16 protein-coding genes are annotated in these 17,645 nt (G+C 63.6%); 9 read left to right on the top strand and 7 right to left on the bottom strand.

Going from position 1 to position 17,645, the window contains the following annotated elements:
• Positions 1–14: 14 nt before the first annotated feature.
• The 6 genes from DFK10_RS00305 to leuC form a co-directional block, all read right to left on the bottom strand.
• Complete coding sequence (locus tag DFK10_RS00305) at positions 15–1,007, bottom strand: DMT family transporter (RefSeq protein ID WP_109385421.1); 993 nt, start codon at positions 1,005–1,007, stop codon at positions 15–17.
• Positions 1,008–1,104: 97 nt separating this feature from the next.
• Positions 1,105–2,211 (bottom strand): 3-isopropylmalate dehydrogenase, encoded by a 1,107-nt coding sequence (gene leuB / locus DFK10_RS00300; RefSeq protein WP_109385419.1) that lies wholly within the window; start codon positions 2,209–2,211, stop codon positions 1,105–1,107.
• 204 nt (positions 2,212–2,415) lie between these two features.
• On the bottom strand, positions 2,416–3,459 hold the full coding sequence (locus tag DFK10_RS00290; protein ID WP_109385991.1) for an endonuclease/exonuclease/phosphatase family protein: 1,044 nt from the start codon (positions 3,457–3,459) through the stop codon (positions 2,416–2,418).
• A 32-nt stretch (positions 3,460–3,491) separates the two neighbouring features.
• Positions 3,492–4,337, bottom strand: a complete 846-nt coding sequence (locus tag DFK10_RS00285; protein WP_109385417.1) for a hypothetical protein — start codon at positions 4,335–4,337, stop codon at positions 3,492–3,494.
• A gap of 317 nt (positions 4,338–4,654) precedes the next feature.
• Positions 4,655–5,260, bottom strand: a complete 606-nt coding sequence (gene leuD, locus DFK10_RS00280; RefSeq protein ID WP_109385415.1) for a 3-isopropylmalate dehydratase small subunit — start codon at positions 5,258–5,260, stop codon at positions 4,655–4,657.
• Positions 5,260–6,666: a 3-isopropylmalate dehydratase large subunit gene (gene leuC / locus DFK10_RS00275; RefSeq protein WP_109385413.1), complete on the bottom strand. Its 1,407-nt coding sequence runs from the start codon at positions 6,664–6,666 to the stop codon at positions 5,260–5,262. Before leuC ends, leuD begins: the two co-directional genes overlap by 1 nt.
• Before the next feature lie 250 nt (positions 6,667–6,916).
• On the opposite strand from leuC, the gene DFK10_RS00265 reads away from it, so the two are divergent.
• The 9 genes from DFK10_RS00265 (at position 6,917) to DFK10_RS00225 (ending at position 15,359) form a co-directional block, all read left to right on the top strand.
• The gene (locus DFK10_RS00265) at positions 6,917–8,263 is read left to right on the top strand and encodes a mechanosensitive ion channel family protein (protein ID WP_109385409.1); all 1,347 of its coding nucleotides are present in this window, start codon (positions 6,917–6,919) and stop codon (positions 8,261–8,263) included.
• 178 nt (positions 8,264–8,441) lie between these two features.
• Positions 8,442–8,915 carry a ribosome silencing factor gene (rsfS, locus tag DFK10_RS00260; protein WP_217810016.1) on the top strand — a complete coding sequence of 158 codons (474 nt, stop codon included), beginning with the start codon at positions 8,442–8,444 and terminating at the stop codon, positions 8,913–8,915.
• Complete coding sequence (gene rlmH, locus DFK10_RS00255; RefSeq protein ID WP_109385405.1) at positions 8,915–9,385, top strand: 23S rRNA (pseudouridine(1915)-N(3))-methyltransferase RlmH; 471 nt, start codon at positions 8,915–8,917, stop codon at positions 9,383–9,385. The genes rsfS and rlmH overlap by 1 nt, the downstream gene beginning before the upstream one ends.
• A gap of 90 nt (positions 9,386–9,475) precedes the next feature.
• Positions 9,476–11,002, top strand: coding sequence for a 2,3-bisphosphoglycerate-independent phosphoglycerate mutase (gene gpmI / locus DFK10_RS00250; RefSeq protein ID WP_109385403.1), 1,527 nt, complete (start codon positions 9,476–9,478; stop codon positions 11,000–11,002).
• Positions 10,999–12,117, top strand: coding sequence for a murein hydrolase activator EnvC family protein (locus DFK10_RS00245; protein WP_109385401.1), 1,119 nt, complete (start codon positions 10,999–11,001; stop codon positions 12,115–12,117). Before gpmI ends, DFK10_RS00245 begins: the two co-directional genes overlap by 4 nt.
• Positions 12,118–12,146: 29 nt before the next feature.
• A complete protein-coding gene (locus DFK10_RS00240) occupies positions 12,147–13,487 on the top strand; it encodes a S41 family peptidase (protein ID WP_109385399.1) in 1,341 nt (446 codons plus the stop codon).
• Positions 13,488–13,490: 3 nt separating this feature from the next.
• Positions 13,491–13,973 (top strand): RNA pyrophosphohydrolase, encoded by a 483-nt coding sequence (locus tag DFK10_RS00235; protein ID WP_109385397.1) that lies wholly within the window; start codon positions 13,491–13,493, stop codon positions 13,971–13,973.
• Positions 13,970–14,455, top strand: coding sequence for a hypothetical protein (locus DFK10_RS00230; RefSeq protein WP_146193210.1), 486 nt, complete (start codon positions 13,970–13,972; stop codon positions 14,453–14,455). Before DFK10_RS00235 ends, DFK10_RS00230 begins: the two co-directional genes overlap by 4 nt.
• Positions 14,456–14,501: 46 nt before the next feature.
• A complete protein-coding gene (locus tag DFK10_RS00225; RefSeq protein ID WP_109385393.1) occupies positions 14,502–15,359 on the top strand; it encodes a class I SAM-dependent methyltransferase in 858 nt (285 codons plus the stop codon).
• Here the strand turns inward: DFK10_RS00225 and rnr are convergent.
• Complete coding sequence (gene rnr / locus DFK10_RS00220; protein WP_109385391.1) at positions 15,356–17,620, bottom strand: ribonuclease R; 2,265 nt, start codon at positions 17,618–17,620, stop codon at positions 15,356–15,358. The two genes, DFK10_RS00225 and rnr, sit on opposite strands and share 4 nt — an antisense overlap.
• Positions 17,621–17,645: the final 25 nt, after the last annotated feature.

The raw sequence follows: 17,645 nt of genomic DNA, 5'->3' as shown, positions 1-17,645 counted from the left end.
CCGTGGGGGGCGAATTACTCTTGCCGGTTGGCTTTTGCAAGACCGATTCTGTTGTCCGGATGTTTGCCGATGAAGCGCAGGAACGGGCCGACGCGAAGGTATGTGCCGGTCTCGTGCCGGGACCGGGTGCGCAGAACCGGGGTTGTCCGGGAATGGGCTCCGCGGCTTTCTCGCAGCACGATGTAAAGGCCCGATGCAATGATCAGCCCACTGCCGATCAGCGTCGGCATGTCGATTGTTTCACCGAAATACTGGTAGCCGTAGAACGAGGCCCAGATGATCTGCGAATACTGCATCGGCGCGATAATCGCCGCCTCGCCCGCCTGGTAGGCGGCGATGATCAGCCGCCCGGCGATGAAGGCGAAGATCGCGATCAGGGCCAGAAGGCCGAGATGCTCGATCGGCATAGGTTCGTAGACGAAGTAGAGGGCCGCGCCCAGCAGCACGAAATTCGCCACCATCGGGTAGAGCATCATCACGACCGGGCGCTCTTCGGCCCCGATCTTGCGCACGATGACCGAGTTGAACGCCCCGCCCACGGCGGCGACAAGCGCCGCGATATGCCCGATGCCGATCTCGGTCGCGCCGGGCCGCAGGACGACCAGCACGCCGCCCAGCCCGACGATCACCGCCATCCAGCGGCGCAGGCGCACGGTTTCACCCAGCATCGGGATCGCAAGGATGGTGATCAGCAGAGGCGCCGCGAACAGGATCGCGTAGGTCTGGGCCAGCGGCAGGACAGAGAACGCAAGGAACGCGCCAAGACCGGTCAGCACCGTCGCGATGGTTCGCAAGGCCATCCACCAGGGGTGCACGGGCAGAAGCGTGCCCGGCGAGGAATCCCGCATCAGCATCAGCGTGGCCAGCGGAAAACTCAACAGGACCGAAAAAAACAGGATCTGCACCGGTGAATAGCTGGCCCCGAGGGTTTTGACGAATACGTCATGGGTGGCGAAGATCCCGAAGGCCATCAGGGCGAACAAGGCGCCGCGCAGGTTTGCGGACATGGGTGCGATCCTTTGATTTTCCCGATGTTAGCACTAACACCCCGGCACAAAAAAGGGGCGGCCCGATTGGACCGCCCCGTTTTTTGAGAATGTCTTCCTAGAGGCTGGCGTTCAGCGCCTCGACGATCGCGTCGCCCATTTCGCTGGTGGTGACGGGCTGCACGCCGTCTTCACCCAGAAGGTCGGCGGTGCGTTTGCCATCGGCCAGCACCTGCTCCACCGCCTTTTCCAGGCGGTCCGCCTCGTCCCCCATGTCGAAGCTGTAGCGCAGCGCCATGGCAAAGCTCAGGATGCAGGCGATCGGGTTCGCCTTGCCCTGCCCGGCAATGTCCGGGGCCGAGCCGTGGACCGGTTCGTAAAGCGCCTTGGGCCGGCCATTGGCCATGGGTGCGCCAAGGCTGGCCGAGGGCAGCATGCCAAGGCTGCCGGTCAGCATCGCTGCGGCATCGGACAGAAGGTCGCCGAACAGGTTGTCCGTCACGATCACGTCGAACTGCTTGGGCCAGCGGCAGAGCTGCATCGCACCGGCATCGGCATACATGTGGCTCAGTTCCACGTCGGGGTATTCCGTGTCATGGACCCGCTGGACGACTTCACGCCACAGGATACCCGACTCCATCACGTTGGCCTTTTCCATCGAGCACACCTTGTTGCCCCGCCGCCTGGCCAACTCGAAGGCCGACCGCGCAACCCGCTCGATCTCGGATTCCGTGTAGCGCTGGGTATTGATGCCCACACGTTCGTTGCCTTCCTCGAAAATCCCGCGCGGCTCGCCGAAATAGATGCCGCTGGTCAGCTCGCGCACGATCATGATGTCCAGGCCGGCGACCACATCCTTCTTCAGAGAGGAAAAATCGGCCAGCGCATCGAAACACTGGGCCGGGCGCAGGTTGGCGTAGAGGTCCATTTCCTTGCGCAGGCGCAGCAAGCCACGTTCCGGCTTCACGCTGAAGTCGAGGTCGTCGTATTTCGGCCCGCCCACGGCACCAAGCAGGACCGCGTCCACCTCTTGCGCCTTGGCCATCGTGTCGTCGTGCAGCGGCGTGCCATGAGCATCATAGGCAGAACCTCCAACCAGGTCCTCGCTCACATCAAAGTTGATGCCACGCTTGTCACCATGCCAGCCGATGATCTTTTTCACCTCGGCCATGACTTCCGGGCCGATGCCGTCGCCGGCAAGGATAAGCAGAGAGGGGTTTGTCATCGGGTCAGATCCTTCGAGAATTCCGTCCCGCATCGCCTAGCTTGTCCCCCCGGAAGGGTCAAGAAACCAACGGTGGCAGCCCGGCGGCCAGAGCATTCCAAACCCAGCGTATTCGCGGGGTCTGTCGCATCGCCTCATGCACGGTCAGCCAATTGGGGATGCCACGCGTCTTCGATGTTCGGCCTCAGGGCGATGCTGGCCGGGCTACCGGATGATATCCACCCAGACAAGCCGGTGCGGCCCGGCGGCAAGACCGTCCTCGCCGAGCAGGGCCGCTTGCGGGTCATCGGGTGCGGGCCAGAACACACCGGCCCCGGCGACACCCAGATCGCGGCTGGGCAGCACATACGAGACGCGCAGATTGCCGGGCCCTTCTTCGCGCCAGTCGGCGGTATCGAGCGCCGGGTCGCCGCTATGACCCGGGCTAGGTGCTGATGCGGCCCCGATACTTTGCGGCTGGGGGTCTTGCAGGCGCGGATGGGCCAGCAGCCCGGCCATGGCGTCACGATAGCCATCCCCGTCAACCGGATCGAGATTGGTATTTCCCAGCAGCACGAGCGGATCATCCGGCACAGGCCCCAACGTTCCGGCCAGCAGTTGCACCCACAGGCGAAGCTCGTCCCTGTTGCGCAGGCCATTGCGATCCTCTGGGCCGTCGAAGACCGGCGGCGTTGCGGAATAGGCCAGCAGGGTCAGCGTCTTGTCCTCGGAAATGCGAAGCGGCACCACCCAATGGCCGGTGGACGACAGGCGCGCCGCCGCCTGAGCTTCGGGCGAAGGGAAAGGCCCGGCCTCGGTCACCGGCATGTCCGCGCCGGGCAAGTCCGCCCAGAGCAGGGTGGTGAAGTCGCGCATTTGGTCGGTAATCACTGGAAAGCGGGTCAGCAGCGCCAGCCCCCCATCCCCGAGGAAACGTCCATAGCCCTGCGCATCGCGCGGCTCGCCCAATCGGCCATTGCCATCCATGTCCAGACCCGTCGCAAGCCCCGCATTGCCCGGGAGCGAGAAGACATGTTCGAAGGGCCGCGCCAAGGCATCGTTGAAGGCACGCAATGCAACGAGTTCGGCATCATGATCGAAATCCGTCAGCAGAAGGATATTCGGCGCCACCGTGTCGATAATCGCCTGAACGGCCGCGATCTGCGGGTCGTCGCCCTTGCCGATATCGCGCAAGAGGAGGCCGGGGCCATCACGACTAAGGGGGGCGGCAAAGGTGGCGACGCGGATCCGCTCCTGGGCCGTGGCCATCATGCCCTGTAGGCACAGGGCCCATACCAGGATCAGACGGTAGAGGGTTCGCCTTCCTCGGAATCCTGCAGGTAGGCCCGTTCGCGCTGTGCCGAGATCATCTGCGCCACGCGGGCAAGGGCGATACCCCTCATGATCAAGCTGGCAGGAAGGAAGGCCCATGCGGTCATCGTCCAGATCAACGTATGCGCATTCGCTAGGCTGATCGGGTCGAACATATCCGACGCCAACTTGACGAATGCAGGGATGATGAATGGCAGAAGGAATCCTAAGATAAGGTTAATCTGGCTGTCCCGTTCGAGCCTTTGCACCACGTCGCCGCCAGCGGTGGGGTCGAAGGTTGGCAGGTTGATCCAGACATTGAAGGCCTCGCCGTGCTGGTTCGGCCAGTTCTTCAGCCGCAGCATCAAGATGAAGGCGATCAGCCCGACGATCGAGATAAGATAGCTAAGACCCGCGGCCGTGCGCACATCCCAGATCAGTGCTGCCGGCGCGTTGTCGGGCAGCATCAGGACAACCAGGCGCACCGGGGAATAGGGAAAGTCCATGAAATCGGCCAGCCGCGCCCCGAAAACCGAGAACAGATCGGTCATGGTCGAGGGGTCGGTCTTGCCCTTTGCGATCATCGCCATGGAAAAGACCATCAGGAACAAGACGCCATAGCGCAGGCGATTGAATGGCGGCGCGTTACGGAATTCCACAAGGCTGGGATAGGCGGAGTTGTATTCCACGAAGGTGAACAGCGCGGCCAACAGCGCCACCAGCGCAACGGTCTGGTTGGTGTCATGGCTCGTGCCCGTCACCAACAGCGACGGAAGGATCACCATGATGACCATCAATGCCGCGCGGAATACCGCGCCTGCGATCCGAGAAACCACTGCCCCACTATCCTCAATCCGGCCGGAAGCGATACGTTGCCGCTCCCTTGTTTCCGCATGTGCCCGTTTGCTTGCGCCAGGCTGCCTTGTTGTTGCCATAATTTTGCCCACTTCCCAGTCGTGTCGCAACACTGTGTTTCTGGTTGCAGGCAATCAGGGCGGATTTGCGGCAAGACTGGTGCGACAATGCAACCATTCCAGAGCATTGAAATGCAGGGGTCTAGATGTTGCGGCTGGCTGATATCCGACCACTAGAGAGGTTCAGCCCCGCTCGTGGAAAAGGGCCGGCCCACGTGACCGGCCCCTGTCCAATTGTGTCAAACCCAAGGGCGCTCAGCGCTCATCTTGGCTTCGAAAGCATCGATCGACGGCGCTTTTTCCAGCGTCAGCCCGATATCGTCGAGCCCGTTCAGCAGGCAATGCTTGCGCCATGGGTCGACCTCGAAGGAGATCTCGCCGCCATCGGGGCCGGTGATCGTCTGGCTTTCCAGATCGACGGTGATAACGGCATTGGACCCGCGTTCGGCATCGTCCATCAGCTTGTCGACGTCTTCCTGCGGCAAGACGATCGGCAGGATGCCGTTCTTGAAGCAGTTGTTGTAAAAGATATCGGCGAAGCTGGTGGAGATCACGCAGCGAATGCCGAAATCCAGCAGCGCCCAGGGCGCGTGTTCGCGCGACGAGCCACAGCCGAAGTTGTCACCCGCGACAAGAATCTGCGCATCACGATAGGCTGGCTTGTTGAGCACGAAATCCTCGATCTCGTTGCCCTGCCGGTCATAGCGCATCTCGTCAAAGAGGTTCACGCCGAGGCCCGACCGCTTGATCGTTTTCAGGAACTGCTTGGGGATGATCATGTCGGTGTCGATGTTCACCAGCGGCAAGGGCGCCGCGATCCCGGTCAGCTTGTCGAATTTTTCCATCACATCATCTCCCGGATATCAGTCAGCTTGCCGGTCACCGCAGCCGCGGCGGCCATGGCCGGCGACATGAGATGCGTGCGGCCCTTGTAGCCCTGGCGGCCCTCGAAGTTGCGGTTCGAGGTAGAGGCGCAGCGCTCGCCTTCGGACAGCTGGTCGGGGTTCATCGCCAGGCACATGGAACAGCCCGCCATGCGCCATTCGAACCCGGCTTCCTTGAAGATATCGGCCAGGCCTTCCTCCTCGGCCTGGGCGCGGACAAGGCCGGACCCGGGCACGACCATGGCACGCATGCCGTCCTTGATCTTCTTCCCCTTGAGGATCTCGGCGGCGGCGCGCAGGTCCTCGATCCGGCCATTGGTGCAGGAGCCGATGAAGACCGTGTCGATCTCGATGTCGGACAGTTTCTGGCCCGGGGTCAGACCCATGTAATCGAGCGCGCGCTTGGCCGCGCCGACCTTACCGCCTTCGAAACTCTCTGGGGCCGGGACGACCTCGTTGATCGGCAGGACGTCCTCGGGCGAGGTGCCCCAGGTGACGACCGGGGCAATGTCTTCGCCCTTGATCGTGACGACCTTGTCCCAATGGGCGTCGTCATCGGATTTGAGGGTTTTCCACCACGCCATGGCGGCTTCCCACTGAGCGCCCTTCGGGGCGTGCGGACGGCCTTTGACGTATTCGAAGGTCTTCTCGTCCGGCGCGATCAGGCCGGCGCGGGCGCCGCCTTCGATCGCCATGTTGCAAACGGTCATGCGGCCTTCCATGGACAGGTCGCGAATGGCCTCACCGCAATACTCGATGACATAGCCGGTGCCGCCCGCGGTGCCTGTGGCGCCGATCACGGACAGGGTGATGTCCTTGGCCGTGACGCCGGGCGCAAGCTTGCCGGTGATCTCGACCTTCATGTTCTTGGACTTCTGCTGGATCAGCGTTTGCGTCGCCAGAACATGTTCCACCTCGGAGGTGCCGATCCCGTGGGCCAGCGCACCGAACGCGCCGTGGGTGGCGGTATGGCTGTCGCCGCAGACCACGGTCATGCCCGGCAGGGTCCAGCCCTGTTCGGGGCCGACGATATGCACGATACCCTGACGCACATCGCTGACCGGGTAGTAGTGAATGCCGAATTCCTTGGCATTGCTGTCAAGCGCGGCCACTTGGATGCGACTGTCCTCGGGCATCTGGTCGGGGTTTTCGCGACCCAGCGTCGTGGGCACGTTGTGATCGGGCACGGCGATGGTCTTGTCAGGTGCGCGCACGGTGCGGCCCGCCATGCGCAAACCTTCGAAAGCCTGCGGGCTGGTCACCTCGTGGACGAGGTGGCGATCGATATAGAGAAGGCAGGTGCCGTCCTCGGCCTCGTGGGCGAGATGGGCATCCCAGATCTTGTCATAGAGTGTCTTGCCGGACATGGGTGTCCTCTTTGGCTGAGAATGAAGAAGGGGCGTGTCGGTCGGCGCGCCAAGGCGCGCGATCCGTCATAGACGGGCGAGAATGGTCAGCCGGGCGCCGAAAAACCGCCAGGGCAGGCGCGCGCGATCATCCATATCGAAAACACGGGTCATGGGCGGGATGTATACCTCTGGTGCGAGTCTCGCAAGTGGCGTTGGGCTTGCCCATGACAGGCGCACAGGACATGCTACGTCTTGAAAAGGGACGAGTATGGAACCAGAGGAAACGCCAGGGCTGGCCGAGCAGGCCGCCGACATCGCCGAGATCGGCGAAGGCCTGATCGGGCAGGCGCAGGTCTTCCTGGAATCCTTGCTGCGGCCCTGGAACGCTTACCAGATCGGTATTGCCCTGGGCGTTTTCCTGCTGGCCTACCTGGTGGGCAAGCCTCTTCAACACAGGCTGCACGAATGGCTGCGGGCCCGCGAAGGCTGGCCGAAATGGCGCCTGCGCGGTGTGCTCGTGCTGCACAAGAGGCTCCGCGGCGTGTTGTTCGTGGTGCTGATATGGTGCGCCGTGCTGATCATGCGCGAGGTCACCTGGCCGTCGCATTCCTATATTCTCGGGATCATCGCCAACCTCGCAACCGCCTGGCTCATTGTCACCTTCGCCACCCGGCTGATCGGCAATGCCCCGTTGCGCAGCATCGTCCGCTGGGGGGCATGGGCCTGGGTCACACTGAACATCCTGGGAATTACCGACGAAAGCATCGCCTTGCTCGATTCCATCGCGCTGACGATCGGCGAGTTCCGATTGTCGGTCTGGCTGGTTCTGCAGGCCATCGTCATCCTGGCGCTGTTCCTCTTCGCGGCGCGGTTCCTGTCGCGAACGACATCGGCCCGTATCCGCGCAAACGAGGATATCAGCCCGTCGATGCGCGAGCTGACCGTCAAGTTCATCCAGGTGGTCCTGTATGGCGCGGCCTTCTTCATCGGTTTGCGGGCCGTGGGCTTCGACCTGACCGGGCTGGCCGTGCTGTCGGGTGCGATCGGTGTCGGTATCGGCTTTGGCCTGCAGAAGGTCGTATCGAACCTCGTCTCCGGCGTGATCATCCTGATGGACAAGTCGATCAAGCCCGGCGACGTGATCACCGTGGGCGAGACCTTCGGCTGGATCAACTCGCTGGGTGCGCGATATGTCTCGATCACCACCCGCAACGGCAAGGAATACCTGATCCCAAACGAGGATCTGATCACCACGCAAGTGGTCAACTGGTCCCATTCCAACGATTTCGTGCGGTTGGACATCTATTTCGGCACGGCCTATGGCGACAACCCGCACGATGTACGCCGCATCGCCATCGAGGCCGCCAAATCGGTGGACCGGGTTCTCAGCTTTCGGCCGCCGGTCTGTCATATCGTGGGGTTCGGCGACAGCAGCGTGGATTACATCCTGCGCTTCTGGATCACGGATCCGACCCAGGGGCTGACCAATATCCGTGGCAATGTCTACCTGGCGCTTTGGGATGCGTTCCAGGAAAACGGCATTTCCATCCCCTTCCCGCAGCGCGAGGTGAAGATGCTGGAAGGGTCGGAACTATCGACCAAGGCGCTGGATTGACCTTGCGGAGTGGCTTGCGCCACGCATGTCTGTCTCGTCGTCGTTCCTCCTCCTCGGTGCAGGGGCTCTGCCCCCGTCGGCCCCTGACCGACTCCCCCCGCGGTATTTATGCCCCGAGGAAGCAAGTTCGCGGGGACAGGTCGTGATTCATTGAATTGTCACCGGCGGCTTGCTACCTTTGCTTCAGCCCAGCGTCGGGGTCTTGGCGGCGCGCATACAGGAGGACAATGTTCTGTCTCTTTCTTCATTCGCGGCGCCTGCCGCAGATGACGGGGCCTCTATGAAGACTGCCCCCCAGCCCGCAAGTGCGGATCGGACGCTCGCCACCGTTCTTGCCTCTCTTTCCGATGACAAGGCCGAGGACATCGTGCAGATCGACCTGCGCGGCAAATCCGAGATGGGCGATTACATGGTGATCGCCTCGGGCCGGTCCACCCGTCAGGTTTCGGCCATGTCGGAAAAGCTGACCGACCGTCTGAAGCATGAATTCGGAATCCTGTCCAAGGTCGAGGGCAAGGACAGCGGCGATTGGGTGCTGATCGATACGGGCGACGTGATCGTTCATATCTTCCGCCCGGAGGTTCGCGACTTCTACCAGTTGGAAAAGATGTGGCTGTCCCCGGGTGAGGACGGTGCCGTCAAGTCCGGCTGATGCGGGTCACAGTCTGCGCCGTTGGCCGGCTTCGGAAGGGGCCGGAAAAGGTGCTGATCGACGACTATCTGGACCGTTTCGACAAGACCGGCCGGGGCCTTGGCCTCGGCCCTGTCACGATGCGCGAAGTCGAGGACAAGAAGGGCGGCGGCATGGCCGCCGAAGCGGCGCTGCTGAGCAAGGCCATTCCCGAGGGGGCCGCAATCTGTTGCCTTGATGAGCGGGGCAAGTTGATGACGTCACCCGATTTCGCGGACCAGCTTGGCAAATGGCGCGACCAGGGTCGCGCCGACGTGGCCCTTGTCATTGGCGGGGCCGACGGACTCGACCCGGCGCTTCGTGACCGTGCCGATATGGCCTTGTCCTTCGGCAAGATGGTCTGGCCGCACATGCTGGCCCGCGTGATGCTGAGCGAACAGCTCTACCGCGCGGCCTCGATCCTCTCCGGATCGCCCTATCACCGTGTCTGACTCCGCGATTTTCGGCCATCCGCCGGCCGGGGCGGTTTTCCCCGGCACATGCCTGCGTTAGAAGCAGCCAAGCGACTGAAGGAGAGCGTCATGACCGCCCCGAACCCCGTTGTTCTGTGTATCCTCGATGGTTGGGGCAAACGTGCCGAGACCGAGGCCAACGCCCCGGCCCTGGCCAATACGCCGAATTTCGACCGGATCATGCGAGAGTGCCCGAATGCCCAGCTTGTCACCCATGGCAAGGATGTGGGCCTGCCCACCGGGCAAATGGGCAATTCAGAGGTCGGGCATACCAATATCGGCGCTGGCCGGGTGGTTGCGATGGACCTGGGCCAGATCGACCTTGCGATCGAGGACGGGAGCTTTGCCGAGAACGACGCGCTGATGTCCTTCATCGAGGAACTGAAAGTCACCCACGGGACGGCGCATCTGATGGGCGTTGTCTCGGATGGCGGGGTGCATGGGCATATCGACCACATCCGCGCGGCGATCGACGCGATCACCGGCCTGGGTGTGCCCGTGGTGCTGCACGCGATCACCGATGGTCGCGACGTGGCCCCGAAATCCGCTGTCGGGTTCCTTGAACGGCTGGAGGCCGAGCTGCCGGAAACCGCCCGGATCGGCACGGTGATCGGGCGCTATTACGCGATGGATCGTGACAATCGGTGGGAGCGGGTCGAAACCGCATACCGCGCGATCATCGAGGGCAAGGGCAAGGGCTTCGAGGGACTGCCCCCATCCAAGATCGTGGCCGGATATTACGACCAGGACCTGACGGACGAATTCCTGCCCGCAACCGTGGTCGGCGAATATGCCGGCGTGCAGGATGGCGACGGTGTCTTCTGCCTGAACTTCCGGGCCGACCGCGCGCGTGAAATCCTGCGAGCCATCGGCGACCCGGAGTTCGCGGAATTCGACATCACGGGCCGGCCCGAACTGGCCGGCCTATTGGGCATGGTGGACTATTCGACCGACCACAACGCCTTCATGACCACCTGTTATCCCAAGCAGGAGATCGTCAATACGCTTGGCGCCTGGGTCGCCGCCAAGGGGCTGCGGCAGTTCCGCGTCGCCGAGACCGAGAAATACCCGCACGTCACCTTTTTCCTGAATGGCGGCAAGGAAGAGCCGGAGGAGGGCGAAGCGCGTTACATGGCGCCGTCCCCCAAGGTTGCGACTTACGACATGCAGCCAGAGATGTCGGCGGCCGAGGTGACAGACGCCTTCGTCGGCGCGATCGAGCAGGGCTATGACCTTATCGTGTGCAACTACGCCAATCCCGACATGGTGGGCCATACCGGTGACCTCGACGCCGCCATGGCTGCGTGCGAAGCCGTGGATGCCGGGTTGGGCCGGGTGCTGGCGGCGCTGGAAAAGGCCGGCGGGGCGATGATCGTGACCGCGGACCACGGCAATTGCGAAACCATGGTGGACCCGGAGACCGGCGGGCCGCATACGGCCCATACGACCAACCCGGTACCTGTCATCCTTGTTGGCGGGCCGGACGGCGCGACACTGCACGACGGGCGGCTGGCTGATCTTGCTCCGAGTCTTCTGGATCTGCTGGAGATCGAACAGCCGCAGGAAATGACCGGCGAAAGCCTGATAGAGCGATGATCCGGGCGTTGGTCCTTGCGCTATGCGGCCTTGCCACCGCGGCCACAGCCCAGGACACGGCCGAGGCGGCACTTCGTGCAGTTCAGCAACTGGAAGCGGCCTCCATCTCGCTGCAAGAGGCCGGATCGGGCCGCGACCGCATCTCGGCGTTGACGGAAACGGTGCAAGCCTACGAGGCGGGCATGGCTGCGATGCGTGACGGGTTGCGCCGCGCCGCGATCCGCGAAAGGACCCTGACACGCGACCTGAACACGCAATCCGACGAGGTTGCGCAACTGCTTGGCGTTTTGCAGCGCATGGGCCAAGCGCCGACACCGCTCTTGCTGCTGCACCCGTCCGGACCGACCGGCACCGCGCGGTCGGGCATGATGCTGGCCGATGTGACGCCCGGCTTGCAGGCCAAGGTCGACGTTCTGCGCGCCCAGCTTGAAGAGGTTGCCATCCTCCGCCAGTTGCAGGGCGATGCGCTGGCGACCCTTGAACAGGGGCTAGCCGGCGCGCAAGAGGCGCGCACGGCCCTGTCCGAGGCGGTCTCCGACCGTACCGACCTGCCTCGCCGGTTCTCCGACGACCCGGTGAAAACCGCACTGCTTCTGGCCAGCACCGAGACCCTGGCCGCCTTTGCGTCCAGCCTGGCCGAGATCGAAGCCGAAACGGGCGCGCCGCCGGCCCCGGATGCGACCGCTCTCAAGGGGCAACTGGCCCTGCCGGTCGATGGCACGGTCCTGCGTGGCTTTGGCGATGCCGATGCCGCCGGGATCGAACGACCCGGGATCGTGATCGCCACTGCGCCGCGCGCGCTGGTGACCGCCCCTGCCGCCGCGACGATACGCTATTCGGGGCCGCTGCTGGACTATGGCAACGTCCTCATCCTGGAGCCCGCACAGGACGTGCTCTGGGTTCTGGCCGGCCTGGCGCAGGTCTTTGGCGAGATCGGCCAGGTTCTGCCAGAGGGTGCACCGGTCGGGCTGATGGGGGGTGACCTCAGCGATGCTCAAGCTATTTTGACCGAGAGTCGGCAGGGCGCGGCCTCGACCCGGCCGGAATCCCTTTATCTTGAGGTGCGGGACGGGCAAGGTGCCGTCGATCCCGCGACGTGGTTCGCATACGACTGATCAGGGCCCGCAATGACATGAGGAACGACATGAAGAAATTCGCAATGGCCGCATCGGGCGGCATCCTGCTGGGCGCGGTCGCAACCACGCAGATCGCCGGCCCCCTGATCGCGCAGGAAGCCCAGAACAATGCCAGCGTCTACGAGCAGCTGGACCTGTTCGGCGACGTGTTCGAGCGCATCCGCTCGCAATATGTCGAGGAGGCCAACGAATCCGAACTCATCGAGGCCGCCATCGACGGCATGCTCAGTTCACTCGATCCGCATTCCAGCTACCTGTCGCCCGAGGACGCGGCCGATATGCGTGAACAGACCCGAGGCGAATTCGGAGGGCTGGGCATCGAGGTGACGCAGGAAGAGGGCTTCGTGAAAGTGGTGTCGCCCATCGACGGCACACCCGCAGATGCCGCCGGGATCGAGGCAGGCGATTTCATCACCGCCGTGGATGGGGAAAACCTTCTTGGCCTGACGCTCGACGAAGCGGTCGAGATGATGCGGGGGCCTGTCGGGTCAGAGATCACGATTACCGTGGTGCGCGAGGGAATGGAGCAGCCGTTCGAAGTCTCGATCGTGCGCGATACGATCACGCTGACCGCGGTGCGCAGCCGCATCGAGGGTGAAACGGTGGTGCTGCGGGTCGTCACCTTCTCTGACCAAACCTATCCCAGCCTGGAAGAACAACTGGCCGAACAGGTCGAGGAAGCCGGCGGCATGGAGAATGTCAACGGCTTCGTCATCGACCTGCGCAACAATCCAGGCGGGTTGCTGAACCAGGCCATCGCCGTGTCCGATGCTTTCCTCGACGCCGGCGAGATCGTTTCGACCCGTGGCCGCACCGCCGCCGATGGCCAGCGCTGGAACGCTCGCGCCGGCGACCTGGCCGAGGGGAAACCGATTGTCGTTCTGATCAATGGCGGATCGGCCTCGGCGTCCGAGATCGTGGCCGGCGCGTTGCAGGATCATCGCCGCGCCATCGTCGTCGGCACCAAGTCCTTCGGCAAAGGGTCCGTCCAGACGGTCATGCCGTTGCGCGGCGACAGCGCGATGCGTCTGACCACGGCGCGCTATTACACGCCCTCGGGCCGGTCGATCCAGTCGCTCGGTATCTCGCCCGACATCATCGTCCAGCAACCCCGGCGCGATCCGAACGCCGAACCGGAGACGGAAGAAGAAACACCGCAGTTCCGGTCGGAATCCGACCTGCGTGGCGCGTTGAACAATGACAGCCTGACCGAGGACGAGATCCGACAGATCGAAGAGGATCGCGCCCGCGCCGAGGACTCCGCACAACTGCGCGAACAGGACTACCAGTTGGCTTATGCCATCGACATCCTCAAGGGTCTCTCCGCCCTCGGATCCGAGGCGGACTAGGCGATGACCCCCGAGCAGATCGCGGCGCTGCCCTATCGCCCCTGCGTCGGGGTGATGTTGGTCAACCCGCAGGGTCGCGTGTTCGTGGGCCAGCGCATCGACTGGCCCGAACCGGCCTGGCAGATGCCGCAGGGCGGCGTTGACGAGGGCGAAGATGCCCAGGCCGCCGCCCTGCGCGAATTGCAGGAAGAAACCGGGGTCCCTCCCGAATTGGTCCAGATCGACGCCGAGACCGAGGGATGGATTCCATATGACCTGCCCATCGACATCGTCGCCAAGCGCTGGGGCGGGCGCTACCGCGGCCAGAAGCAGAAATGGTTCCTGATGCGCTTCCTCGGGACGGATGATCAGGTGCGGATCGACACGCCCCACCCGGAGTTTTCCCGCTGGAAATGGTCCGACCCGCAAGACCTGCTTGCAAATATCGTCGCGTTCAAGCGGGATGTTTATGCCCGCGTTCTGGACGAGTTCGGAGACCTGATTTGAGAAACAGCCTCATTGCCATGGTGCTCGCCACCGCGCTGACAGGCGGACCGGCCTGGTCCCTGTCATGTATGCCACCGGACGCGGCACGCACCTTCAACTGGGCCTCCGACTCCGAGGATACCTATTCGGCGTTTCTCGGGACGCTCGATTTCGCGCCGGTCTCAAGGCCCTCGGGGTTCGACCCGAACCCAGACCCGGTAACGCGCACCGCCCGGTTCTCGGGTTCGGCGCTGGGTGCCGACGGCTTCGCCCCGATCCCGGATCGGGACATCGGGCTTGTCCTGTCCTGCATGGCTTCCTGGTGTGGCAACCTGGAGCCGGGGACGCGCGTCCTGGCTTTTGCCAAGCGTGTCGCGGGCGGCTACGAGATCACGGTCGATCCCTGTTACACCGAGGTTTTCACCGACCCCGCCCCCGAGATCGTGGCGACGGTCGAGGCCTGCATGCGCGGCGGCCCCTGCGAGCCAAAGCCGCTGCGCTGAAACTATCGCTTGCGCGGGTGGGCTGCGCGCCCGTATGACCCGTTCCATGGCAAAGACCAAACTCGATACCCGCTCCATCGGCCTCGATGTGGGCCTGTCGTTCTCCAAGTGGCTGACCGGAAAGGAGAACCTGCATTACGGCGACTGGACCGGGCTTGAGGTCACGGCGGCCAATGTCGGCCCGGCGCAGGTAGCCTATACCGACCGTCTGTTTACCTACCTGCCGGATACGCCCTGCCGGATCCTCGATATTGGCGGCGGCGCGGGCGAAACTGCCCGCAAGCTGATCGAACGGGGCCACGAGGTCGAGATCGTGATCCCGTCGCCCTTCCTGGCCCAGCGCTGCCGGGAAAACGCCCCGCAGGCCAAGGTGCATGAAACCGGCTTCGAGGGCTTCACCAGCGAGACCCGGTTCGACATCTGCCTGTTCTCGGAAAGCTTCCAATACATCCCGCTGGATACCGGCCTGTCCAAGGCACAGGGTCTTTTGGCACCCGGCGGTCGGATCGTGCTGGCCGATTGCTTCCGGAGTGAAGGCTACAGGCGCGACCGGGTGCGGGCAACCGTTGGCGGTGGTCACCCGATCGAGGCCTTTCGTCAGACTGTTTCCGACCTGGACCTTGAGGTTCTGGGCGAAATCGACATCACCGAAGCCGTGGCGCCCTCTGTCGATGTGGAACAGGGCCTCTACAATATTCTCGGCCATGCCATCACCCGCGTGGATGACGAGTTGCAGGAAAAACGACCCCGCTCCCGCTGGGCCCTGAACCGCCTTGTTCGGCTGTTCCTGAATGACCGCAGACGCGCGCGCCTGCATCAGCGCCTGATGGAACAGACCCGAACCAGCGCCGTATTCTCCGCCAACAACACCTACCTGATGATGGCGCTCCGCCCTCGGGGTTAGCGCTTGCTCTGCCGCGTGCGCTTGACCTTGCGCGCGGTCTTGGTGGCCTTCTTCCGTGCCTTGGCTTGCTTGCGGCGAGGGGGCTTGCCGCGCCCGGATTTCGGTCCGTGCCGAACGGTCTTTCCCTCCAGCGAAACCAGTTCAACGATAAGCCCGCCAGTGACCGGCGCGGCCTCGTTGAGCTTGACCACCGCACGCTGCCCCATGCCGATCACCTTGCCGGTATCCGCCCCCATCAGGGTCTGGGTTTCGCAGTCATAGTGGAAATACTCGGCACCCAGATTGCGCATGGGAATCATCGCGTCGGCCCCGGTCTCGTCCAGCTTCACGAAAACCCCGAACCGGGCGATGCCACTGATCCGCCCCGTGAATTCCGACCCGACCCGATCATTGAGATAGGCCGCAAGATAGCGATCGGTCGTATCGCGTTCAGCCATCATCGACCGGCGTTCGGTATCGCTGATATGCTCGGCGGTGCTGTCCAGGTCCTCGATGTCCTGTGGACTCAGGCCATCGTCGCCCCAGCCATGGGCGCGGATCAACGCCCGATGCACGATCAGGTCCGAATAGCGCCGGATCGGCGAGGTGAAATGCGCATAGGCCTTAAGCGCCAGCCCGAAATGGCCGAAATTCTCGGGGTTGTAATAGGCCTGCGTCATGGACCGCAGCGTGGCCATGTTGATCAGCTCGTTGGTCTCGGTCTCGGCAGCCTGTTCCAGAAGGCGGTTCAGATGCGCCGTCTTCAAGACCTGCCCCTTGGCCAGCGTGAACCCGCTGGCTCCCGCAACCTCGCGCAAGGTGTCCAGCTTTTCGGGGCTGGGCTCCTCGTGCACCCGGAACAGCAATGGCTGGCGCTTGGCGATCAGGGTCTCGGCGGCGGCCACGTTGGCCAGCACCATGAACTCCTCGATCAACCGGTGCGCATCCAGTCGGTCCTTGAAGGCCACCTCGGTGACCTTGCCGGCGTCGTCGATGACGATCTGTCGCTCGGGCAGGTCCAGCTCCAGCGGCTGCCGTTCCGCCCGCGCCTTCACCAGGCTGTCATAGCAGGCGAAAAGCGGACGGATCACGTCCTCCATCAAGGGCGCGACCTTGTCGTTGGGACTGCCGTCCATCCCGGCCTGAACCTCGACATAATTGAGCGAGGCCGGTGACTTCATCAATCCGCGCACAAACCGATGCGACAGCTTCCTGCCCTTGGGGTCGATCTTCATCTCGACCGCGATGCAGGCGCGCGGCACACCCTCGTGCAGGGAACACAGATCCCCGGACAGGCGGTCCGGCAGCATCGGCACCACCCGGTCGGGGAAATAGGTGGAGTTGCCGCGCTTGCGCGCCTCGCGATCCAGCGCAGACCCCGGCCGGACATAATGGGCGACGTCCGCAATCGCGACCCACAGCAGATGCCCGCCCTCGTTCTTCGGATCCTCATCGGGGATGGCGCAGCAAGCGTCGTCATGGTCGCGCGCATCGCTCGGGTCTATGGTGATCAGAGGCAGATCGCGCAGGTCCTCGCGCCCCTTGAGGCCCGCTGGCTTCTGCTTGTCCGCCTCTTCGATCACCTCATCGGGAAACCGGTCCGGGATACCATGCTGGTGAATGGCGATCAGGCTGACCGCGCGCGGTGCAGTCGGATCACCCAACCGCGAGATCACCCGCGCCTTGGGCAGCCCCATCCGGTTCTTTGGCCCGGCCTGTTCGGCCTCGACCAGCTCGCCATCCTTGGCCCCGCCCGACAGCCCCTCGGGCACCAGCCATTCCTTGTCGCTGCCCTTTTCCACGGGCTTGATCCGCCCACCTTCGCTACGCGCGGAAAAGACGCCCAGGATTCGCAGGGGGTTGGTGCCGATCCGCCGGATCAAACGCGCCTCGTAGGCGTGCGCCTCACCCTTCACCTCGGTCAGCCGCGCCAGGATACGGTCGCCCTCGCCCAGCGCCGGGTCGCTGGCGCGCGGCACCAGCAGAATCCCAGGTTCGGGCCCGTCCCCGCCCCATTCCATCGGCCGCGCCATCAGGTCGCCATCAGAATCCGGCCCCAGAACCTGCAACACGCTGACCGGGGGCAATTTTTCAGGGTCTCGATAGCTCTTCTTGCTTTTGCGCAAGACGCCCTCGTCCTCCAGCTCCTTCAAAATGCGCTTGAGGTCGATCCGGTCGGCCCCCTTGATGCCGAATGCCTTGGCGATGTCGCGCTTGGAAGTCTGGGTCGGGTTCTCGGAAATCCAGTCGAGGATTTCGGACTTGGAAGGAATACGTGCCATGCCCAACGCCTAGCACGTCGGATCA

It is taken from the genome of Salibaculum griseiflavum, assembly GCF_003129565.1.
Taxonomy (GTDB): Bacteria; Pseudomonadota; Alphaproteobacteria; order Rhodobacterales; family Rhodobacteraceae; genus Salibaculum; species Salibaculum griseiflavum.
The sequence above is the reverse complement of the archived record's forward strand: the minus strand, read 5'-3'. Positions and strand labels throughout refer to the sequence as shown.

Excerpts from the sequence above, each read along its gene's own strand:
- DFK10_RS00305 (WP_109385421.1), bottom strand. The coding sequence starts at position 1,007 with ATGTCCGCAAACCTGCGCGGCGCCTTGTTCGCCCTGATGGCCTTCGGG.
- leuB (WP_109385419.1), bottom strand. The coding sequence starts at position 2,211 with ATGACAAACCCCTCTCTGCTTATCCTTGCCGGCGACGGCATCGGCCCG.
- DFK10_RS00290 (WP_109385991.1), bottom strand. The coding sequence starts at position 3,459 with ATGGCCACGGCCCAGGAGCGGATCCGCGTCGCCACCTTTGCCGCCCCC.
- leuD (WP_109385415.1), bottom strand. The coding sequence starts at position 5,260 with ATGGAAAAATTCGACAAGCTGACCGGGATCGCGGCGCCCTTGCCGCTG.
- leuC (WP_109385413.1), bottom strand. The coding sequence starts at position 6,666 with ATGTCCGGCAAGACACTCTATGACAAGATCTGGGATGCCCATCTCGCC.
- DFK10_RS00265 (WP_109385409.1), top strand. The coding sequence starts at position 6,917 with ATGGAACCAGAGGAAACGCCAGGGCTGGCCGAGCAGGCCGCCGACATC.
- rlmH (WP_109385405.1), top strand. The coding sequence starts at position 8,915 with ATGCGGGTCACAGTCTGCGCCGTTGGCCGGCTTCGGAAGGGGCCGGAA.
- gpmI (WP_109385403.1), top strand. The coding sequence starts at position 9,476 with ATGACCGCCCCGAACCCCGTTGTTCTGTGTATCCTCGATGGTTGGGGC.
- DFK10_RS00245 (WP_109385401.1), top strand. The coding sequence starts at position 10,999 with ATGATCCGGGCGTTGGTCCTTGCGCTATGCGGCCTTGCCACCGCGGCC.
- DFK10_RS00240 (WP_109385399.1), top strand. The coding sequence starts at position 12,147 with ATGAAGAAATTCGCAATGGCCGCATCGGGCGGCATCCTGCTGGGCGCG.
- DFK10_RS00235 (WP_109385397.1), top strand. The coding sequence starts at position 13,491 with ATGACCCCCGAGCAGATCGCGGCGCTGCCCTATCGCCCCTGCGTCGGG.
- DFK10_RS00225 (WP_109385393.1), top strand. The coding sequence starts at position 14,502 with ATGGCAAAGACCAAACTCGATACCCGCTCCATCGGCCTCGATGTGGGC.
- rnr (WP_109385391.1), bottom strand. The coding sequence starts at position 17,620 with ATGGCACGTATTCCTTCCAAGTCCGAAATCCTCGACTGGATTTCCGAG.